17 protein-coding genes are annotated in these 16,018 nt (G+C 64.2%); 9 read left to right on the top strand and 8 right to left on the bottom strand.

The window, feature by feature from the left end; translation table 11 throughout:
• Nucleotides 1-74: 74 nt before the first annotated feature.
• Nucleotides 75-476: a phosphoribosyl-AMP cyclohydrolase gene (gene hisI, locus WKB88_RS01535; protein ID WP_341392780.1), complete on the bottom strand. Its 402-nt coding sequence runs from the start codon at nucleotides 474-476 to the stop codon at nucleotides 75-77.
• Between the two features lie 89 nt (nucleotides 477-565).
• On the opposite strand from hisI, the gene WKB88_RS01530 reads away from it, so the two are divergent.
• The 5 genes from WKB88_RS01530 (at nucleotide 566) to WKB88_RS01510 (ending at nucleotide 4,254) form a co-directional block, all read left to right on the top strand.
• Nucleotides 566-1,210 (top strand): TIGR03085 family metal-binding protein, encoded by a 645-nt coding sequence (locus WKB88_RS01530; RefSeq protein WP_341392779.1) that lies wholly within the window; start codon nucleotides 566-568, stop codon nucleotides 1,208-1,210.
• Between the two features lie 201 nt (nucleotides 1,211-1,411).
• Nucleotides 1,412-1,795 (top strand): hypothetical protein, encoded by a 384-nt coding sequence (locus WKB88_RS01525; RefSeq protein WP_341392778.1) that lies wholly within the window; start codon nucleotides 1,412-1,414, stop codon nucleotides 1,793-1,795.
• Between the two features lie 118 nt (nucleotides 1,796-1,913).
• Nucleotides 1,914-2,321 carry a hypothetical protein gene (locus WKB88_RS01520; protein ID WP_341392777.1) on the top strand — a complete coding sequence of 136 codons (408 nt, stop codon included), beginning with the start codon at nucleotides 1,914-1,916 and terminating at the stop codon, nucleotides 2,319-2,321.
• 131 nt (nucleotides 2,322-2,452) lie between these two features.
• A complete protein-coding gene (locus WKB88_RS01515; protein WP_341392776.1) occupies nucleotides 2,453-3,445 on the top strand; it encodes an alpha/beta hydrolase in 993 nt (330 codons plus the stop codon).
• Between the two features lie 152 nt (nucleotides 3,446-3,597).
• Nucleotides 3,598-4,254 (top strand): dihydrofolate reductase family protein, encoded by a 657-nt coding sequence (locus WKB88_RS01510; protein WP_341392775.1) that lies wholly within the window; start codon nucleotides 3,598-3,600, stop codon nucleotides 4,252-4,254.
• Nucleotides 4,255-4,347: 93 nt separating this feature from the next.
• On the opposite strand, the gene WKB88_RS01505 is transcribed toward WKB88_RS01510, so the two are convergent.
• Complete coding sequence (locus WKB88_RS01505) at nucleotides 4,348-5,367, bottom strand: DUF808 domain-containing protein (RefSeq protein WP_341392774.1); 1,020 nt, start codon at nucleotides 5,365-5,367, stop codon at nucleotides 4,348-4,350.
• 533 nt (nucleotides 5,368-5,900) lie between these two features.
• Here WKB88_RS01505 and WKB88_RS01500 point away from each other — a divergent pair.
• From WKB88_RS01500 to WKB88_RS01490, 3 genes are all read left to right on the top strand, one after another.
• Complete coding sequence (locus tag WKB88_RS01500; RefSeq protein ID WP_341392773.1) at nucleotides 5,901-7,415, top strand: APC family permease; 1,515 nt, start codon at nucleotides 5,901-5,903, stop codon at nucleotides 7,413-7,415.
• 51 nt (nucleotides 7,416-7,466) lie between these two features.
• Nucleotides 7,467-8,690: a saccharopine dehydrogenase family protein gene (locus tag WKB88_RS01495; RefSeq protein WP_341392772.1), complete on the top strand. Its 1,224-nt coding sequence runs from the start codon at nucleotides 7,467-7,469 to the stop codon at nucleotides 8,688-8,690.
• A gap of 76 nt (nucleotides 8,691-8,766) precedes the next feature.
• Entirely contained in the window at nucleotides 8,767-9,309 is a 543-nt protein-coding gene (locus tag WKB88_RS01490) for a TetR/AcrR family transcriptional regulator (protein ID WP_341392771.1), read from the top strand.
• A 65-nt stretch (nucleotides 9,310-9,374) separates the two neighbouring features.
• Here WKB88_RS01490 and WKB88_RS01485 read toward each other — a convergent pair whose 3' ends face one another.
• Together WKB88_RS01485 and WKB88_RS01480 are read right to left on the bottom strand one after the other, a co-directional pair.
• Nucleotides 9,375-10,415 (bottom strand): NAD(P)-dependent alcohol dehydrogenase, encoded by a 1,041-nt coding sequence (locus WKB88_RS01485; RefSeq protein ID WP_341392770.1) that lies wholly within the window; start codon nucleotides 10,413-10,415, stop codon nucleotides 9,375-9,377.
• A gap of 67 nt (nucleotides 10,416-10,482) precedes the next feature.
• Nucleotides 10,483-11,700 (bottom strand): MFS transporter, encoded by a 1,218-nt coding sequence (locus WKB88_RS01480; RefSeq protein ID WP_341392769.1) that lies wholly within the window; start codon nucleotides 11,698-11,700, stop codon nucleotides 10,483-10,485.
• A 241-nt stretch (nucleotides 11,701-11,941) separates the two neighbouring features.
• On the opposite strand from WKB88_RS01480, the gene WKB88_RS01475 reads away from it, so the two are divergent.
• Nucleotides 11,942-13,024 carry a type I phosphomannose isomerase catalytic subunit gene (locus WKB88_RS01475; protein WP_341392768.1) on the top strand — a complete coding sequence of 361 codons (1,083 nt, stop codon included), beginning with the start codon at nucleotides 11,942-11,944 and terminating at the stop codon, nucleotides 13,022-13,024.
• 81 nt (nucleotides 13,025-13,105) lie between these two features.
• Here WKB88_RS01475 and hisF read toward each other — a convergent pair whose 3' ends face one another.
• From hisF to WKB88_RS01455, 4 genes are all read right to left on the bottom strand, one after another.
• Nucleotides 13,106-13,876: an imidazole glycerol phosphate synthase subunit HisF gene (hisF, locus tag WKB88_RS01470; protein ID WP_341392767.1), complete on the bottom strand. Its 771-nt coding sequence runs from the start codon at nucleotides 13,874-13,876 to the stop codon at nucleotides 13,106-13,108.
• Nucleotides 13,877-13,888: 12 nt separating this feature from the next.
• Nucleotides 13,889-14,731 (bottom strand): ATP phosphoribosyltransferase, encoded by an 843-nt coding sequence (hisG, locus tag WKB88_RS01465; RefSeq protein ID WP_341392766.1) that lies wholly within the window; start codon nucleotides 14,729-14,731, stop codon nucleotides 13,889-13,891.
• Nucleotides 14,732-14,809: 78 nt separating this feature from the next.
• Nucleotides 14,810-15,073, bottom strand: coding sequence for a phosphoribosyl-ATP diphosphatase (locus WKB88_RS01460; RefSeq protein WP_341392765.1), 264 nt, complete (start codon nucleotides 15,071-15,073; stop codon nucleotides 14,810-14,812).
• A gap of 117 nt (nucleotides 15,074-15,190) precedes the next feature.
• Nucleotides 15,191-16,018 (bottom strand): hypothetical protein, encoded by an 828-nt coding sequence (locus WKB88_RS01455; protein ID WP_341392764.1) that lies wholly within the window; start codon nucleotides 16,016-16,018, stop codon nucleotides 15,191-15,193.

Below are 16,018 nucleotides of genomic sequence, written 5' to 3'. Positions count from 1 at the left end.
GTCTGGTTTCTTTCCGGGTCAGCGTGCCGGCGGGGCCGGCGGGGTGTGGGAGGCAGCACGGAGAAGGTGCGGCGCTAGTTCTCCGGGTCGGTGGCGGCCAGGACCGGGAGGTCGCGGCCTTCAAAACAGGTGTGGGTGCCGGTATGGCAGGCTGCGCCAACCTGGTCAACGCGGACCAGCAGGGCGTCGCCGTCGCAGTCCAGCGCCACGGACTTGACCCACTGGACGTGCCCGGAAGTGTCACCCTTGCGCCAGTATTCCTGCCGGGAGCGGGACCAGAAGGTGACACGTCCGGTCGTCAGGGTGCGGTGCAGGGCTTCGTCGTCCATCCAGCCGAGCATCAGCACCTCGCCGGTGTCGTGCTGCTGCACGACGGCGGCCACCAGACCGGCGTCGTCGCGCTTCAGGGAGGCGCTGATCGCCGGATCGAGGCCGGGTGCGGGCGGGAATTCGGAGGAGGAGGTTAAGGAAGACATCGTATCGATTCTAGTAGGTTCGGCTGCGGTGCATTCCCTGTGCCCGTCACCCGCGCCAAAAGACGCTTAACGTGCTAGTTTCAGCAGTGATGCGATTTGTACAACCCTCCCGTGAAGTCCTGGCCGAAACGTTGCTTGCGGCCGGTCCTCAAGCACCCACTTTGTGCGAAGGCTGGCTCACCAAGGACCTGGCCGCGCACCTCTATTTGCGGGAGCACCGCCCGGCTGCGGCCCTTGGTTTTTTCCTGAAGCCCTTCGCGGCCAAGACCGACAAAATTATGCAGGAGACTGCTGACAAGGCATCCACCGCCGAGGGGTACGCCAAACTCGTCCGGGCGTTCCGCGCCGGTCCCCCGCGCCTGTCCCCCATGCATCTGAAGGCCGTGGACAACAGCGCCAACCTCGTGGAGTACTTCATCCACACCGAAGACGTGCGCCGCGCCGGTGACCGCTGGGCTCCGCGTGCCCTGGATTTCGATTACTCCGATGCCCTGTGGGCGGACCTGATCAAGCGTGCCGCCCTGCTGTACCGCGGCGTGGACCTTGGCATTGTCCTGGTGCGCCCGGACGGTCCCCGACATGTCGCCAAGCGCGCGCCCGTATCGGTGGCTATCATCGGCGAACCCGGCGAACTGCTGATGCACGCCCACGGGCGCACCAAGCAGGCCCTGGTCATGTTCGAGGGCCAGCCCGACGCCGTCGCGCTTCTGGAGAGCGCCGATATCGGGCTCTAGCCCTCCGTCTGCCTCCCTCACTTCCCCGCGGGAAAGACAGGGGTCTCGCGGGGCATGAAGCCCGCGTGTCGCCCGGGGCCTGGCCGTTCCTCGTGGAAGTATCTCTTGGACCGATGTTCACCCACGCCAGCAGGAGGCTCAGTGCCGTCGCCGTCCCCGCCAGAGTCTCCAGGGAATTCCAAACCGCAGCTATCCGTCGGGATGGCTGATCGCTCCGTTGAGGATTCGCCGGCTGGCGCCGCTGACTCGCCAGCCTCCGGTCAAGAACGGAACCAGCGCTCCGGCACGGTGCTCGTCATCCTGCTGATAGCCGCCAATTTCCTCTTTCTGCTGCTGATCGCTCCTCTCCACGGTCTGGCGGCACTGGATCAGGACATCTCCGCGTTCAACGGGGAGGAAGCGGACAGCGGGTGGTTCCCCGTGTGGCCCGGCATGCTCATTGTCTGGGGTGCCGCGTGGGTCGGCTTTTTGGTCTTCGCCCTGAAGAGTCACGTCCGAAGCGCACTCATCACCTTTAATCTGATCGCCGCAGTATGGCTTCTCCCCATGGCCCTGTACCTGCTCAGCCTCATCGCCGGAGCTTAGGGACAGATCCCTCCCCTTTTGATGAAGGCACACCTGTGGAAAACAAGCGTCCTGACCCGTCAGTAATCCGGCTCTTCCGGGCTGGGCGAATTCTCCCGTGTGGATTCCCGGTGGCCCCGTGGATCTCGATGAATCACTGCTGACTCGTGAGTTGGTTGAGGACTTGGTGGCTTGGGAAACCCGTTATTACGATGCCTCCCCGCAGGACGCCCCTAACAGCGGCACCGGAAGTAATCCGGGCCCCCAGGAGCGGCAATACCTTGCTGCCGGAAAGGACCTGGCCGAACGGCTGGCTGCGGAATTGGGACACTCCTTCGCGGTTTCATTTGAAGCAGGGCTTGAAGAGCACTATGTCGCCCTTAGCGGCGACTCTGCCACCAACCGAGCCGCGGCACGCTTCTTCGCGAAGGAGCTTGAGGATGCCGCGGCTGAGGAGGAAAGACTTCGAGCCGCCGGACCGTTGCACGCCTATGCACCCCTCTCGGGCGAGGCCTTTGGCCCGGCTCGCCGGACCCCGCAGGCGTGACCTGCCCTGACCGCCCTAACCGCCCCAAAACGTTTGCAGCAGCGGTACACTTCTGACTTTTCACGGACCGGTCGGGGATTTATGGAAGATCATTTCTTAGAGACACCTTTTCCCATCCCCTTGACGCGGGAATGAGCGTCAAAGATCATCAGAATAATATGACGTCACCTCAGCCGGAGTTTTTCCCGGAAACACAGCAGTCGGCGGAAGAAATCCGTTATGGAAGGCGCTACGAAAAACACATTCCGGCGCCCCTCGGAGGGGTCGTCCCGCAATCGGCTTTCAGCTGGAAGTGGCGGGACTCCGTCATTCATATCGAGCGTATTGGTCATCCGGAGGCTCCCGTTCGAATGCTGCTTGTGCACGGCGCGGGCGGCAATAGTGCGGCAATGCGACCCTATGCCGCCCACCTCTCGAAGCTGGGGGCCTGCGTAACAGTTCCCGATCTTCCCGGGTACGGCCGCACAACCACGGCCCATCCGGAACGGGTTCGATACGCAGACTGGCAGCAGCTTCTGGTCGATCTGGTCCGGCGGGAAAACGACGGGAGGCCCCTTGTCCTCATGGGAGCAAGCATGGGCGGCATGCTGGCCTATGATGCCGCTGCGGCAACAGGACTCGTTTCCCGCCTGATCGTCACCTGCCTTTTGGACCCGCGCGAACCCGGGGTACGTGCCCGCCTCACATGGCATCCAGGGCTTGCCCGCTGTGCCGGACCGGCGTTGGCCATGGCCGCAGGACCACTGGCCACCATGCGCGTTCCCCTTCGCTGGATTGCGGATATGCGCAATATCGCCAATGATCAGGGGCTTGTTGGCGAGCTCATTGCCGACAGACACGGCGGAGGCGGCCGGGTACCTCTCGGATGGATGCGCAGCTTCCTTGAATCCTCCCCGTTTGTCGAGCCGGAACATTTCTCCACCACCCCGGTCCTGATGGTTCATCCCGGTGAGGATCGGTGGACACCCCTGGACATCAGCAAGACGTTCTTTGACCGCATTGCAGCGCCGAAGACGCTTGTTGTACTGGACGGCTGCGGCCATTTCCCCGTCGAAGAGCCTGGATTCACCCGAATGCTCGCTGCAGTCCGTGCCATCCTCGAGGAAGTGAGGCCGCCAACCTAGTTCCTTCAGCCGTCAACAGGAGGTTCCCTGGTTTATGCCGTCTTCGGAGTTTGCCGGCCCACATGGTCTTTACTGGCGGTCCGACGAGTCCAATACTTGGCATGTGCCGGACGACTTGCGGCACCTCTTCCGTCACAGTCAGGGAGCCAGCTATGGGCCGCGTCCGGGTAGACCTCAACATCTCGCTCGACGGCTTCGCCACCACAACGGACCAAACTCCGGAAAACCCGTTCGGCGACGACTGGGGACGCCTCACCGCTGCATACGCGGCCACGCGAACCTTCCGCCAGCGGGTGCTGCACGACGAAAGCGGTGAGGGAACCACCGGCGTCGATGACCGCTACGCCGCCCGCTACTTTGAAGACGTCGGTGCGGAAATTATGGGTGCAGGAATGTTCGGGCTGCATGCAAATCCGGATGCCCCTGACTGGCGGGGTTGGTGGGGCGAGGAGCCGCCCTTCCACGTTCCCGTCTTTGTGTTGACGCATGAGCAGCGGGAACCGCTCGATATGGCAGGCGGCACCACCTTCCACTTCCTCGCTGCGACGCCCGAGGAGGCTCTTGATACTGCCACTGCAGCCGCCGGCGCCCAAGACGTTCGCATAGGCGGGGGTGCGTCGACCGTGCGGGATTTCCTGCGTGCCGGCCTCGTTGACGATCTCCACGTCGGTATTGCCCCCATCATCCTCGGCCGCGGCGTGCGGCTGTGGGATGACCTTCGCGGCCTGGAGACGGACAGCCAGGTCACCGCGGAAACGGCGCCGAGCGGCACCACGCATGTGACGTTCCGGCGCGGGGTTCGGTCCTGACGCTGCTGCCCTGATTCCGGACCGAAGAGACCTGCACACACGCGAAAGGGGCGGCCCCCTTTCGCGAAGGGGCCGCCCCTTTTGGGGTGGAGGTTAGCCGGCGGGATCTGTGTCCGTTTTCTCCGGACGGTGCCCGGCGATTGCCGCCCTGGTGTCACCGGTTTCGTGCCCGTCCTTCTTCCCGAACGGCAGCACCTTCATCAGCGGGTGCAGGATCGCCATGACAACCAGCCCCCAGGCCAATCCGACCACAGCCGAGCAGAGCGTGTTCACGAGCCAACCAAGGAATCCCCCCACCACAGCGAGTCCTGCCACCGGATGCTCCAGTGCATGGACCAGCTCATACGGACCGTGCCAGCCGAGGTCGGACACGCCGACCAGCATGATGTGCCCACCCACCCAGAGCATCGCGATGGTTCCCACGAAGGTGATGGCGGCCAGTACGGCCGGCATGCCCCGAACCAGCAGCCCGCCGATGCGCTGGGAACCTGCCGATTCTTTCTTGGCCAGGTGCAGACCGATGTCGTCCATCTTGACGATCAAGCCGACGGCCCCGTAGACGAGTACGGTGATCGCAATGGCCACGACCACGAGGATGATCGCGCGGACCCAGATGGATGCATCGCCAACCTCGTTCATGGAGATGACCATGATCTCGCAGGACAGGATGAAGTCGGTGGTGATGGCACCCTTGACCACTTTGGACTCGGCGTCGGGCCCGCGATCCACCGCCGGCGCCGCCTTGTCCTCATGATGGCCGAAGAACTTGTGCCAGACCTTCTCCGCGCCCTCGTAGCAGAGGTATGTGCCGCCGAGCATAAGAATGAACGGGATCACGACGGGAATGAAGGCGCTGATCAGCAGCAGTGCCGGCAGGATGAAGAGCAGCTTGTTCCGGAGCGAGCCCCAGAAGATGCGCTTGATCATCGGCAGTTCACGGGACGGGTCGGCACCGGACACGTACTGCGGTGTCACGGCGGCATCGTCAATGACGACGCCGGCGGCCTTGGCTCCCGCTTTCGCGGCTCCGGCAGCGATGTCATCCACCGAGGCGGCGGCGATGCGTGCCAGGGCGGCTACGTCGTCCAGCAGCGCGACGAGTCCGCCGCTCAACGGACTCCTCCGCACTCAAGGAGAATCTGGGCGTGGAAGCCTCGGCTGAAATATGTGAATGGCATAGTGGGATTATAGTTCCGCAGGGTTACTGTTTCCTGAACACTCCCATTCGGCATGTCAGTGGGAGCCATCGCCCCGGGCGTCCATCCGCACGCCCCCTGGCTGGATGCGCAGCTTCCTTGAATCCTCCCCGTTGACAGAGCCCGAGTCTTTTTCCACCGCTCCGGTCCTGGTAATTCACACCGGCCCCGATCAATGACTTCCCTGGAAATCAGTAAGCCCTTCCGGGAACCGCATCGCAGCTCCCACATGGCTTGTCATCCTGAAAGCCCCATCGAGGACATCGACGAAGTAAAGCAACAGGCCTGGTTCCTTCAGTCGTTACGGTCAAAACCTGCATAGCGAAGGACCGCTCGCGAAAACTGGGACTGATTGTGACTTGACTCACCCTTTCCCCGTCTGCAACGATGTTCCAGCCGACCAACCAGTTGGTCGGCTGTCATCGCTTCGCACAACCACACGGGGGTCCAATGAGCAGTTCCACGCACCGTCCGCCAGCTGCTTCCCTGCAGTCCACCGGGAAAGGTCTTGCCTCGGGCAAACTGGGGCTGTTTCCCTCAACGGTGATAGGCCTCGCCTCCACTGCCCCGCTCTATTCATTGGCCGCGACGCTGGGCTTCATCGTGATGGCAGCCGGCTCCCAGGCGCCTGCCGCGCTGATCGTCGCCTTCATTCCGATGTGCCTGACAGCCTTTGCCTACCGCGAGTTGAACACGGCCATACCGGACAGCGGCACCGCGTTCACGTGGGCGTCCAAGGCATTCGGTCCCAGGACTGGGTGGATGGCCGGGTGGGGGGTCATGGTGGCCGGTGTGATCGTCATGGCAAGCCAGACCGAAGTCGCCTCCAAGTACCTGTTGCTCCTGATCGGGGACGGGTCAATTGCCGAGAACAAGACACTGGTTACGGCCTTTGGCGCGCTGATCATCGTGGTCATGACCTGGGTCTCCTACCGAAACGTGGAGACAGGCGCGTGGACCCAGTATCTGCTCATGGGACTGCAGTACGCAGCGATCATTGCCTTCTGCTTCGGCCTGTACTTCGCCATCACCGCCGCCCCGCGTCTCGGCCTTGCCTTTTCCTGGGACTGGTTCAACCCCTTTGCCACGGACAACCCTGCGGGCTTTATCCAAGCGGTACTGATTGCCATCTTTATCTACTGGGGATGGGACACCTGTCTGGCCCTGGCCGAGGAGACGAAGAATCCACGCACCACGCCGGGTTTTGCCGCGCTGCTGTCAACCGTGATGCTGCTGGTCACCTACATTGGCATCACGGTGCTGGCGATGTTGTTCGCGGGGGTGGGCACCGAGGGCAAGGGACTGGCCAATCCGGACGGCGCCGAGGACGTATTCTTTGCCCTGCGCACCGATGCCCTCGGATCCTGGGGATGGATGCTGGTCTTCGCCGTCGCGGTGTCAGCGCTGGCGACCTGTCAGACGACCATCCTGCCGACGGCCCGCGGCACTCTGGCGATGGGGGTGTACGGCGCCCTGCCGACGCGGTTCTCGGTCATCAACACTCTCTTCAAGACACCCAGCTATTCGACGGTATTCACCGGGGCGGCGTCACTGGTGTTCTACGTGGGGATGACCATCATCTCCGGTGACATTCTGGCCGACACCATCGAGAGCACTTCCCTCGCCGTGGCCATGTACTACGCAATCACCTCGTTCGCCTGCATCTGGTGGTTCCGCTCGAGCCTGTTCTCGTCGGCGCGCAACCTGCTGCTGCGCTTCATCCTTCCGCTGGTCGGCGGCCTGATGATGGCCGGCGTGTTCCTCTTCTCCGCCGTCAGCATGCTGGATCCGGAGTACGGCACCACCACGGTACTGGGCATCAGCGGAACCTTCGTGATGGGCGTCGGCTCCCTGGCCGCGGGCGTCGTCGTCATGGCCGTTTGGTCCCGCATGCCGGCCGCACGCGACTTCTTCGAGGGCCGTTCGCTCAACAAGGACACTCCGGTTCTCGTGCCCGAGCACTGACAGACGCACCACATTAAGCCAACCCACCAATCAATTCGAAAGCGACTCATTATGCACATTCTCATTCTCGGTGCCGGCGGCGTTGGATCCGCCGCCGCCCGCATCGCCTCCCGTCGCCGTTTCTTCGACCGGATGACCATCGCAGACTACGATCCGTCCCGCCCCGAGGCCCTGGTGGCGGCCGTCGCCGACAGCCGCTACAGCGCAGCTCAGGTGGATGCCTCCAACGAAGAGAGCATCGTGGAGCTGATCCGCTCCACCAATGCCACCCACGTGCTAAACGCGGTGGACCCCCGGTTCGTGATGCCCATCTTCAACGCCTGCAAGGCCGCCGGTGTCACTTACGTGGACATGGCCATGAGCCTGTCCGTCCGTCATCCCGAGGAGCCCTTCACCAAGACGAACGTCATGCTCGGCGACGACCAGTTTGCCGTGGCGGAAAAGTGGGAGCAGGACGGACAGCTGGCGCTGGTGGGCATGGGCGTGGAGCCCGGTCTTTCCGATGTCCTGGCCCGCTATGCCGCTGATGAGCTCTTCACCGAAATCGATGAGCTCAGTGTCCGCGACGGGGCCAACCTGACGGTGGACGGCTATGACTTCGCACCCTCCTTCTCTATCTGGACCACCATCGAGGAGTGCCTGAACCCGCCGGTGCTATTCGATAAGGACAAGGGCGGCTGGTTTGCCCGTGAGCCCTTCTCCGATCCCGTCACTTTCGAGTTCCCCGAAGGAATCGGCGAAGTTGAGTGCGTGAATGTCGAGCATGAGGAAGTGTCCCTGATGCCGCGGTGGATCGACGCCAAGCGGGTGGACTTCAAGTACGGTCTGGGAAACGAGTTCATCGAGGTTCTGCAAACCCTGCACAAGCTGGGCCTGGATTCCACCGAGCCGGTGACCGTGCGTGGACAGCAGGTATCTCCGCGTGACGTGGTGGCCGCATGCCTTCCCGATCCGGCCACGCTGGGTCCCCTGATGAAGGGAAAGACCTGTGCAGGCGTCCTGGTGAGCGGCACCCGCAAGGACGGTTCCAAGGGTTCGCTGTACCTTTACCACGTTGCCGACAACGAAGAGACCATGGCGCGTGACGACTCGCAGGCAGTGGTGTGGCAGACCGCCATCAACCCCGTGATTGCCCTCGAGCTGCTGGCCAGCGGAACATGGTCGGGGGCAGGCGTCCTGGGCCCGGAGGCTTTCGACGCCAAGCCGTTCCTGGACCTCCTGGCTGCCGAGGAGCCGGCAGGGTACGGTTCCGCCTGGGGTATCGTCGAGAAGTAGACCCTGAGTGCGGCGGCGCACACCATCCAAGAGGTGGGTGCGCCGCCGTTTTTATTTTCCGGAAGAGCCACACTTAATGAGCACAGACAGCAAGCAGGACCAGATTATCGACGCCTACGTGGCGCTGCTCTGCGAGCACGGCTCCCAAGAGGCAACCATTGATGCAACCGCCCGCCGCAGCGGGCTGTCCAAGGCCGGCCTGCTGCATCATTTTCCGTCGCGGCAGGCCCTCGACGACGGGCTGGTGAGTCGGCTCCAGGCCCTGATTGATGCCGACGTGGCAGCCATGGCACGTGAGCCGGAGAAGGCCGTTCACTACTATCTGTCTTCGTCGCTGGAGGAAGCATCACCGTTGGAACGCATGGTTGTGGCAGCCACCCGCCTTGCCCAGCGGGGGCATGAGGACGCAGCCCGGACCCTGCGCGTCGGGCGCGACCGTTGGTACGCCATCCTGGTGGAGGCCTTGGGTGATACGGCGCTGGCCAAACTGGCACTGCTGGCCGGAGACGGCTTGAGCTACCACTTGGACATCACGCGCGGGGCCGGCGACGGGTTTGTCACCAACGGCACCGTCGAGGAACTGGTGGCGCTGCTGCAGAACCGCCGGTCCGCCGGGTAGGGCACCTTGAAGCGCCAAGGGCGCCGCACCCGTCCGGGTGCGGCGCCCTATTCTGTGGTCAGGGACTAGATCGTCGCGGCGTCGATGACAAACCGGTAGCGGACGTCGGACTTCAGCACACGCTCGTAGGCGGTGTTGATGTCCTCGGCGCTGATCAGTTCGATCTCGGGAGCAATGTTGTGCTCGGCGCAGAAGTCCAGCATTTCCTGCGTTTCGCGGATGCCGCCGATGTTCGAGGCGGCGTAGGAACGGCGCTTGCCCATCAGGGTGAAGACGGAGATCGGCAGGGCCTCCGGCGGGGCACCCACGCTGACCATAGTGCCGTCCAGTCGCAGCAGTGACAGGTACTGCTGCAGGTCGATCGGAGCGCTGACCGTGTTGATGATCAGGTCAAAGGTGTTGGACAGCTTCTCGAAGGTGCTCTCGTCGCTGGTCGCAAAGTAGTCCTTGGCGCCGAAGCGCAGCCCGTCCTCCTGCTTGCTCAGCGTCTGCGACAGGACGGTGACGTCGGCGCCCATGGCGACGGCGATCTTCACGGCCATGTGGCCGAGGCCGCCCATGCCGACGACGGCGACCTTCTTGCCCGGCCCTGCGTTCCAGTGCACGAGGGGCGAGTACGTGGTGATGCCGGCGCAGAGCAGCGGTGCCGCAGCTTCGTACGGAATGCTCTCCGGCACGCTGAGGACAAAGTCATCATTGACCACCACGGAGGTGGCGTAACCGCCCTGGGTGATGCTGCCGTCCACGTCCTTGCTGGCGTAGGTGCCGATGTTGCCGTTGAGGCAGTAATTCTCCATGCCGGCCTGGCAGTTCTCGCACTCGCGGCAGGAGTTGACCAGGCAACCCACGCCAACGCGATCGCCGACCTTGTGCTTGGTGACCTCGGATCCAACCTCGGCCACGGTGCCGACGATTTCATGCCCAACCACCTGCGGGTAGGCGATGGGTCCCCACTCGCCGCGGACAGTGTGGATGTCCGAGTGGCAGACTCCGGCGTAGGCGATGTCGATAAGGACATCATGAGCGCCGACGTCGCGGCGTTCAATCGTGGTGGGAACCAGCGGGTCGGTGGCAGAGGTGGCGGCGTAAGCGCGTGCGGTGGTCATATTTCTCCATGCTGTGGGGGGAACAGTGCCAAAGGGCACTTTAAGCACAAGTCTGCTCCGGCGTCGTTTATTTCCTCGGGGAGCGGACGACGGCGCCGGGCCGCTTCTGTTTCGAGCCCAGCCGCCGGTGCGCGAGGCCGATTACGCCGCAGATCAGGTACGCCGCGCCGATGCACACCCAGCCGGTGAGGAAACCGCCGGAATACTGGAGCAGCAGGCCCATGGCCAGCGGTCCCAGCGCAAACCCGGAATACATGCCGAGCGACACGGCCCCGGATGCCGCGCCCACCCGCTCCTTCGGCACCTCCCGGAGCACGCCGGCCATCACCACCACGTTCACGCCCAGCACTGACGCGCCGTGGAAAATGACACCGGCCCACAGCAGCCCCGGAGCGCCGGTCTGCCCGGCGGCGAGAAGCAGGGCCGCGCCGCAGACGGCGCCGGCGGCCAGGATCAGCAGCAGCGTGGAAGCCCGGATGCCGTCTGCCATTCGCCGCCCCCAGAGCACCCGGGAGACGACCCCGACGACGCCGGCCACGGCCGCGGTGACGCCGCCCATCAGCAGCGAGAAGCCGATCTCCCGCTGGGCAAACAGGGGCAGGTAAACATTGGTGGCCTGCATTCCGGCGCCGGAGAACAGGGCGAAGGCGGCCAGCAGCCAGACCGAGGCGGGGAATTTCCGGTCCGCCGGCCGCTGCGCGGACGCAGGCGCGGACAGCCCCCGCGGCTCAGCGGGCACACGGTGCCAGGCGTAGGCCAGCAACAGGCCCAGGACCAGGGCCGCGCCCGCTGCGGCCCCGCGCCACCCTGCGAGGAGGGCTGCGGCGGGGAAAAAGAGGCTGGAAAACAGCTGGCTGGCCTGCACGCCGGACTGCTTGATTCCCATCCAACCCGGCCGCTTTCCCGGCTCCACTGCGTGGATGATGATCCGGTTGGTGGTGGGGTTGGAGATGGCCTGGGCCGGGCCTGAGAGCAGGACGGCGGCCAGCAGCCACAGGTAGTTTCCGGAGACCGCTGTGCAGCACAGTGCCAGGGCCGTGCCGCCGAAGATGATCAGCAGCTGGGACCGGGCACTGATGCGGTCGCTGAGCCGGCCCAGCCACATGGAGCAGACAGCGGCTCCGGCGAAACAGGTGGCGGCCAGCAGCCCGAACTGCGCTTCGCTGATGCCCAGGTCCGCCATGATCAGCGTGCTGGTGGCGGAAAGTCCGTAGTTCATGACCGGGCCGGCGCCCATGGCGCAGACCAGGACAAAGAGCAGGCCGGGGCCGGCGGTGGAGCGCATTTATTTCCCTTCGTGGAGTGACAGGAACCATTGTGGCCTGTGTCCGCGGAAGTTACCGATTGAGTCCGCAGGAAAAGCACGGCATCCGGCCCGGCGCAGTGAGCCGCAAGCTGCGGAGGGAACGCCTATAATTAGTAGGACCGGTTGTGTATTTGTCGGACCCTCCGGTTCCCGATATTTTCCTCTTTGTCCCACCTTGGTGATGTAAGTGACCCGCGTGCGTACTGATTCTGCCCGCCCAATGTCCGAAGCATCCGCCCGCCGACCTTCACCCCCGTCCTCGCGCGGCATGCTCATTGGCTGGGACCCCGAGACCTACCGGCAAACGTTGGAGCGGATTGCCGGAGACCGGCCGGTTGCTGTACCCCATCAGGAAGCCGAAACCGGTTCTCCTTTTCCCTTCCGCCTCAAAGTCCTGGACGCCGATGTTCCGCCGCCCATCATGCTGCACCCGCATGGGGAGCAGGCTCTGACGGGTTTCGTACGGGAGCAGGCCCGGGGCGTGCCCTTAGGCGCCGGAAACCGTAACTACAAGGACCGCCACCCGAAGTGTGAGGTCGCCGTAGCCCTCACGCCTTTGCGCGTGCTGGCCGGCGAACGGACCACGGAAGAACTTCAGGCCATCGCTTCCGGGCTGGAACTGCCCTGGCTGCGTTCCTACCTTTCCTTCCGCCATGAGACCGCCATCCACTCCGTGCTGCGCATGACGCCTGGCGAAAACACAGCTGCACTGCGGGAAACAGCTGAGGCCGTGGAGCGCGTAAGGGACGGGGAAGGACCCGCCGCCGAAGCAGCCGCCGTAGTCCGCCGGCTGCAGCAGATTTTCCCCCACGACCGGGGCGTCCTGCTGGCCCTCTGCATGAAGCTGATCCGGCTGGATCCCGGGCAGGTAGCCGTGATACCTCCCGGGTGCCTGCATACCTATCTGTCCGGCCAGGCAGTGCTGGTTATGGGCAACTCCGATAATGCGCTGCAAGCCGGTTTGACCAAGGAGCACGTGGACCTCTGCGAACTGCAGCTTCTGACGGGCGGCGGACAGCCGCAGCCGTCTCCCCTGCCCGTGCTCGATGTGGGCAACGGCGAGCAGCGCATTCCGCTCTGGAGCGACGATCTGGACCTGCGGCGGGTAGTCGTAGGCGATGATCCGATGCCAGTCCGTGTGGGACCGTTCAGTGTAATACTGGCCGCGATGGAACCCGCCGGCATCACTGTGGATGAGGTTACGGCCGAGGTGGAGCCCGGGGCCAAGATCCTGTACGCCGGCGATTCTGCGACGGCCACCGTCACCGGGCCGTCGCAGATCTTCGTCGCCTCAACGCAATAGCTGCTTTTCGCGGCGGCTGCACACGCGGTCTTGGAAACCGCGCGCAGCGTTTCCGGCAACGCGCAGCGTTTCCGGGAACCCCTAGCGGACCGGGAACCCGGCGTCGCGGATGGCCTGCTTGACCTGCTGGATTGCGTCGTCGGGCCCGAAGTGGAACACCGAGGCGGCCAGGACGGCGTCTGCCCCGGCAATCACAGCGGCCGGGAAATGCTCCGGCTTGCCCGCTCCCCCGGAGGCAATCAGCGGCACGTCCACGGCAGCGCGGACGGCCTTGATCATCTCGATGTCGAAACCCTCGCGGGTGCCGTCAGCGTCGATCGAGTTCAGCAGAATTTCCCCCACGCCGCGGTCAGCTGCTTCGCGGGCCCAGGCGACAGCGTCGATCCCGGTCCCCCGGCGGCCGCCGTGCGTGGTGATTTCAAAGCCCGACGGCGTGGCGCCGTCGTGCGTGCGCCGTGCGTCCACGGAGAGCACCAGCACCTGGGAACCGAAGTGCCGGGTGATCTCATTGATGACGTCCGGTCGTGCGACGGCGGCCGAGTTGATGGAGGCCTTGTCCGCGCCGGAGCGCAGCAGCCGGTCAACGTCGGCAATGCCGCGCACTCCGCCGCCGACCGTCAGCGGAATAAAGACTTCCTCCGCGGTCCGGGAGACGACGTCGAACACGTTGTCCCGCTCCCCCGAGGACGCCGTGACGTCCAGGAAGGTCAGTTCGTCGGCACCGGCACGGTCATAGCGGTGCGCCAGCTCCACAGGATCTCCGGCGTCGCGCAGGCCCTCGAAGTTAATGCCCTTGACCACGCGGCCGGCGTCAACGTCCAGGCAGGGAATAACACGGATGGCAACACTCACGGTGTTCCTCCCCTAGATCCGGCAGGCGTGGATGGTGCTCACGAGAATGGCGCGGGCGCCGAGGTCGTAGAGCTCGTCCATGATCCGGTTCGTGTCCGACTTCTTGATCATGGAGCGCACCGCCACCCAGCCGCTGTCCTGCAGGGGCGATACGGTGGGCGATTCCAGGCCCGGCGTCAGCGCAGCTGCCGCGTCCACGAGTTCGCGGCGCACGTCGTAGTCCATCATCACGTACTGGTGCGCCACCTGGACGCCGCGCAGGCGGCGGATCAGGACGTCGACGCCGGCGGGGCTGGCTCCGCGGCGGCCGATCAGGATGGCCTCCGACTTCAGGATGGGTTCGCCGAAGATCTCCATGCCGGCGGCGCGCAGGGTGGTTCCGGTTTCGACGACGTCGGCAATCGCGTCCGCGACACCGAGGCGCACAGAGGACTCAACGGCGCCGTCGAGCCTCACCACCGAAGCGTTGATTCCGCGCTCCGCCAGGTAGTTGCGCAGCAGGCCGTCGTAGCTGGTGGCCAGGCGCTTGCCTTCGAGCTGGTCGACGGAGGTGAAGTCGCCTGCCGGTCCGGCGAAGCGGAAGGTGGACTTGGCGAAGCCCAGGTTCATCAGTTCTTCGGCGTCCACCTCGGCGTCCAGGAACAGGTCGCGGCCGGTGATGCCGACGTCGAGCGTTCCGGCGCCGACGTACACGGCGATGTCTCGGGGGCGGAGGAAGAAGAATTCAATGTCGTTGTCCGGATCAACCAGGACCAGTTCGCGGCTGTCGCGTCGCTGGCGGTAGCCCGCTTCGGAGAGCATGGCGGAGGCGGATTCGGAGAGGGATCCCTTGTTGGGGACGGCTACACGGAGCATGGGAGGCATCTTTCGCTGGAAGTCACTGTTTGTGGGGTGAGGTTTGCCGGCGGGGCCACGCACTGGTTCAGCGCGTGGCTAGAGATGCTTGTAAACGTCCTCGAGGGTCATGCCCTTGGCGAGCATGAGTACCTGCAGGTGGTAGAGCAGCTGGGAGATCTCCTCGGCACATTCGGCTTCGGATTCGTATTCGGCGGCCATCCAGACTTCGGCGGCTTCTTCGACAATCTTCTTGCCGATGCCGTGAACGCCCGATTCCAGTTCAGCTACCGTGCGTGAACCGGCGGGGCGGTTCTGCGCTTTCTCACTCAGCTCTGCAAAGAGGTCTTCGAAGGTTTTCACAGGTCAAGGCTACGCTGTGACGCGGCTCGGAACGGAATCGGGGGTCGGGGTGTGACTCGCGGCGGCATGTCGGCTTTGTCGTTCAGGAGTTAATAAGGAAGTGAACCGGGTGCCCGGTTAGCGGGCATCCCAGCGGACTTGCTCGTCCAGCCTGAACAACTCCTCGGGATATTGGCTGGGAAACTCAGGGGGGTCCTGGAACTTGGGTATCTGAAGTACCTGTCCGGCCCCTGCCTTGGCCAAGTCCCGCGAGAGGGCAGCAAAGCCATCGAGGGTCCAGTTTCTTGCTGCGTAAAGCATGCCGTCGCCAAAGGGAATTTGAACCGCAGATGCAAGCGGCGGCACGGGGTCAAAGGCCTTGTTGGAGACCCACGACAGATATCCCGCATAAGTACCAAGGCTGTAGTCCGTGCTGTTGGTCAGGCCGGTCTTCAACAGGGCGTACTCCGGCTGCCAGATCCGGACCAGCTCCAGAAACCAGCGGGCCGCCTCCGCTGGGGTGCCCAGCGGGAAGCCGGATTCAAACTGCACTGACACTTTGTTGGTCAGTCCCAGGGAAGTTCCCGCAACCACGCTCAGCATTGCGTCCGACTGCAGATCAGGGGCGGAAGGATCAGGCAAAAGCAAAGCAACGAGCCGGGTCCTGCCGTTCTCGTGGTGCGCACCATCCTCGTCCTGGTCAGTCTTCCCGGCCGCGTAAACGGCGAGTTCCTTAAGTTTGCCGGGTAAGCGGATTCGGCTCTCAAGATTGTCCCCGCCCAGGCTGTAGAAGCCGGCAGAGTCATTCGAGTACCGGTCTGCCAGGACCGACATGGTCTGCAGGAGCCTCGCCGCAATCTCCCCGGACGTCTCACCGCGTCCTTTCCATGCCATGTAGAGGGTTATCTGCCCATGCTCGGGGCTGAACACCTCGGATGCCGTGGTCATCTTTTCCGACTTGCCCAC

This window comes from Arthrobacter sp. G119Y2 (genome assembly GCF_038069765.1).
GTDB lineage: Bacteria > Actinomycetota > Actinomycetes > Actinomycetales > Micrococcaceae > Arthrobacter_B.
This window is presented reverse-complemented; position numbering and strand designations above follow the sequence as displayed.

Bases quoted from the DNA above. Each gene is read 5' to 3' on its own strand.
- hisI (WP_341392780.1), bottom strand. From the start codon at position 476: ATGTCTTCCTTAACCTCCTCCTCCGAATTCCCGCCCGCACCCGGCCTC.
- WKB88_RS01530 (WP_341392779.1), top strand. From the start codon at position 566: ATGCGATTTGTACAACCCTCCCGTGAAGTCCTGGCCGAAACGTTGCTT.
- WKB88_RS01525 (WP_341392778.1), top strand. From the start codon at position 1,412: ATGGCTGATCGCTCCGTTGAGGATTCGCCGGCTGGCGCCGCTGACTCG.
- WKB88_RS01515 (WP_341392776.1), top strand. From the start codon at position 2,453: ATGAGCGTCAAAGATCATCAGAATAATATGACGTCACCTCAGCCGGAG.
- WKB88_RS01510 (WP_341392775.1), top strand. From the start codon at position 3,598: ATGGGCCGCGTCCGGGTAGACCTCAACATCTCGCTCGACGGCTTCGCC.
- WKB88_RS01500 (WP_341392773.1), top strand. From the start codon at position 5,901: ATGAGCAGTTCCACGCACCGTCCGCCAGCTGCTTCCCTGCAGTCCACC.
- WKB88_RS01495 (WP_341392772.1), top strand. From the start codon at position 7,467: ATGCACATTCTCATTCTCGGTGCCGGCGGCGTTGGATCCGCCGCCGCC.
- WKB88_RS01490 (WP_341392771.1), top strand. From the start codon at position 8,767: ATGAGCACAGACAGCAAGCAGGACCAGATTATCGACGCCTACGTGGCG.
- WKB88_RS01485 (WP_341392770.1), bottom strand. From the start codon at position 10,415: ATGACCACCGCACGCGCTTACGCCGCCACCTCTGCCACCGACCCGCTG.
- WKB88_RS01480 (WP_341392769.1), bottom strand. From the start codon at position 11,700: ATGCGCTCCACCGCCGGCCCCGGCCTGCTCTTTGTCCTGGTCTGCGCC.
- WKB88_RS01475 (WP_341392768.1), top strand. From the start codon at position 11,942: ATGTCCGAAGCATCCGCCCGCCGACCTTCACCCCCGTCCTCGCGCGGC.
- hisG (WP_341392766.1), bottom strand. From the start codon at position 14,731: ATGCTCCGTGTAGCCGTCCCCAACAAGGGATCCCTCTCCGAATCCGCC.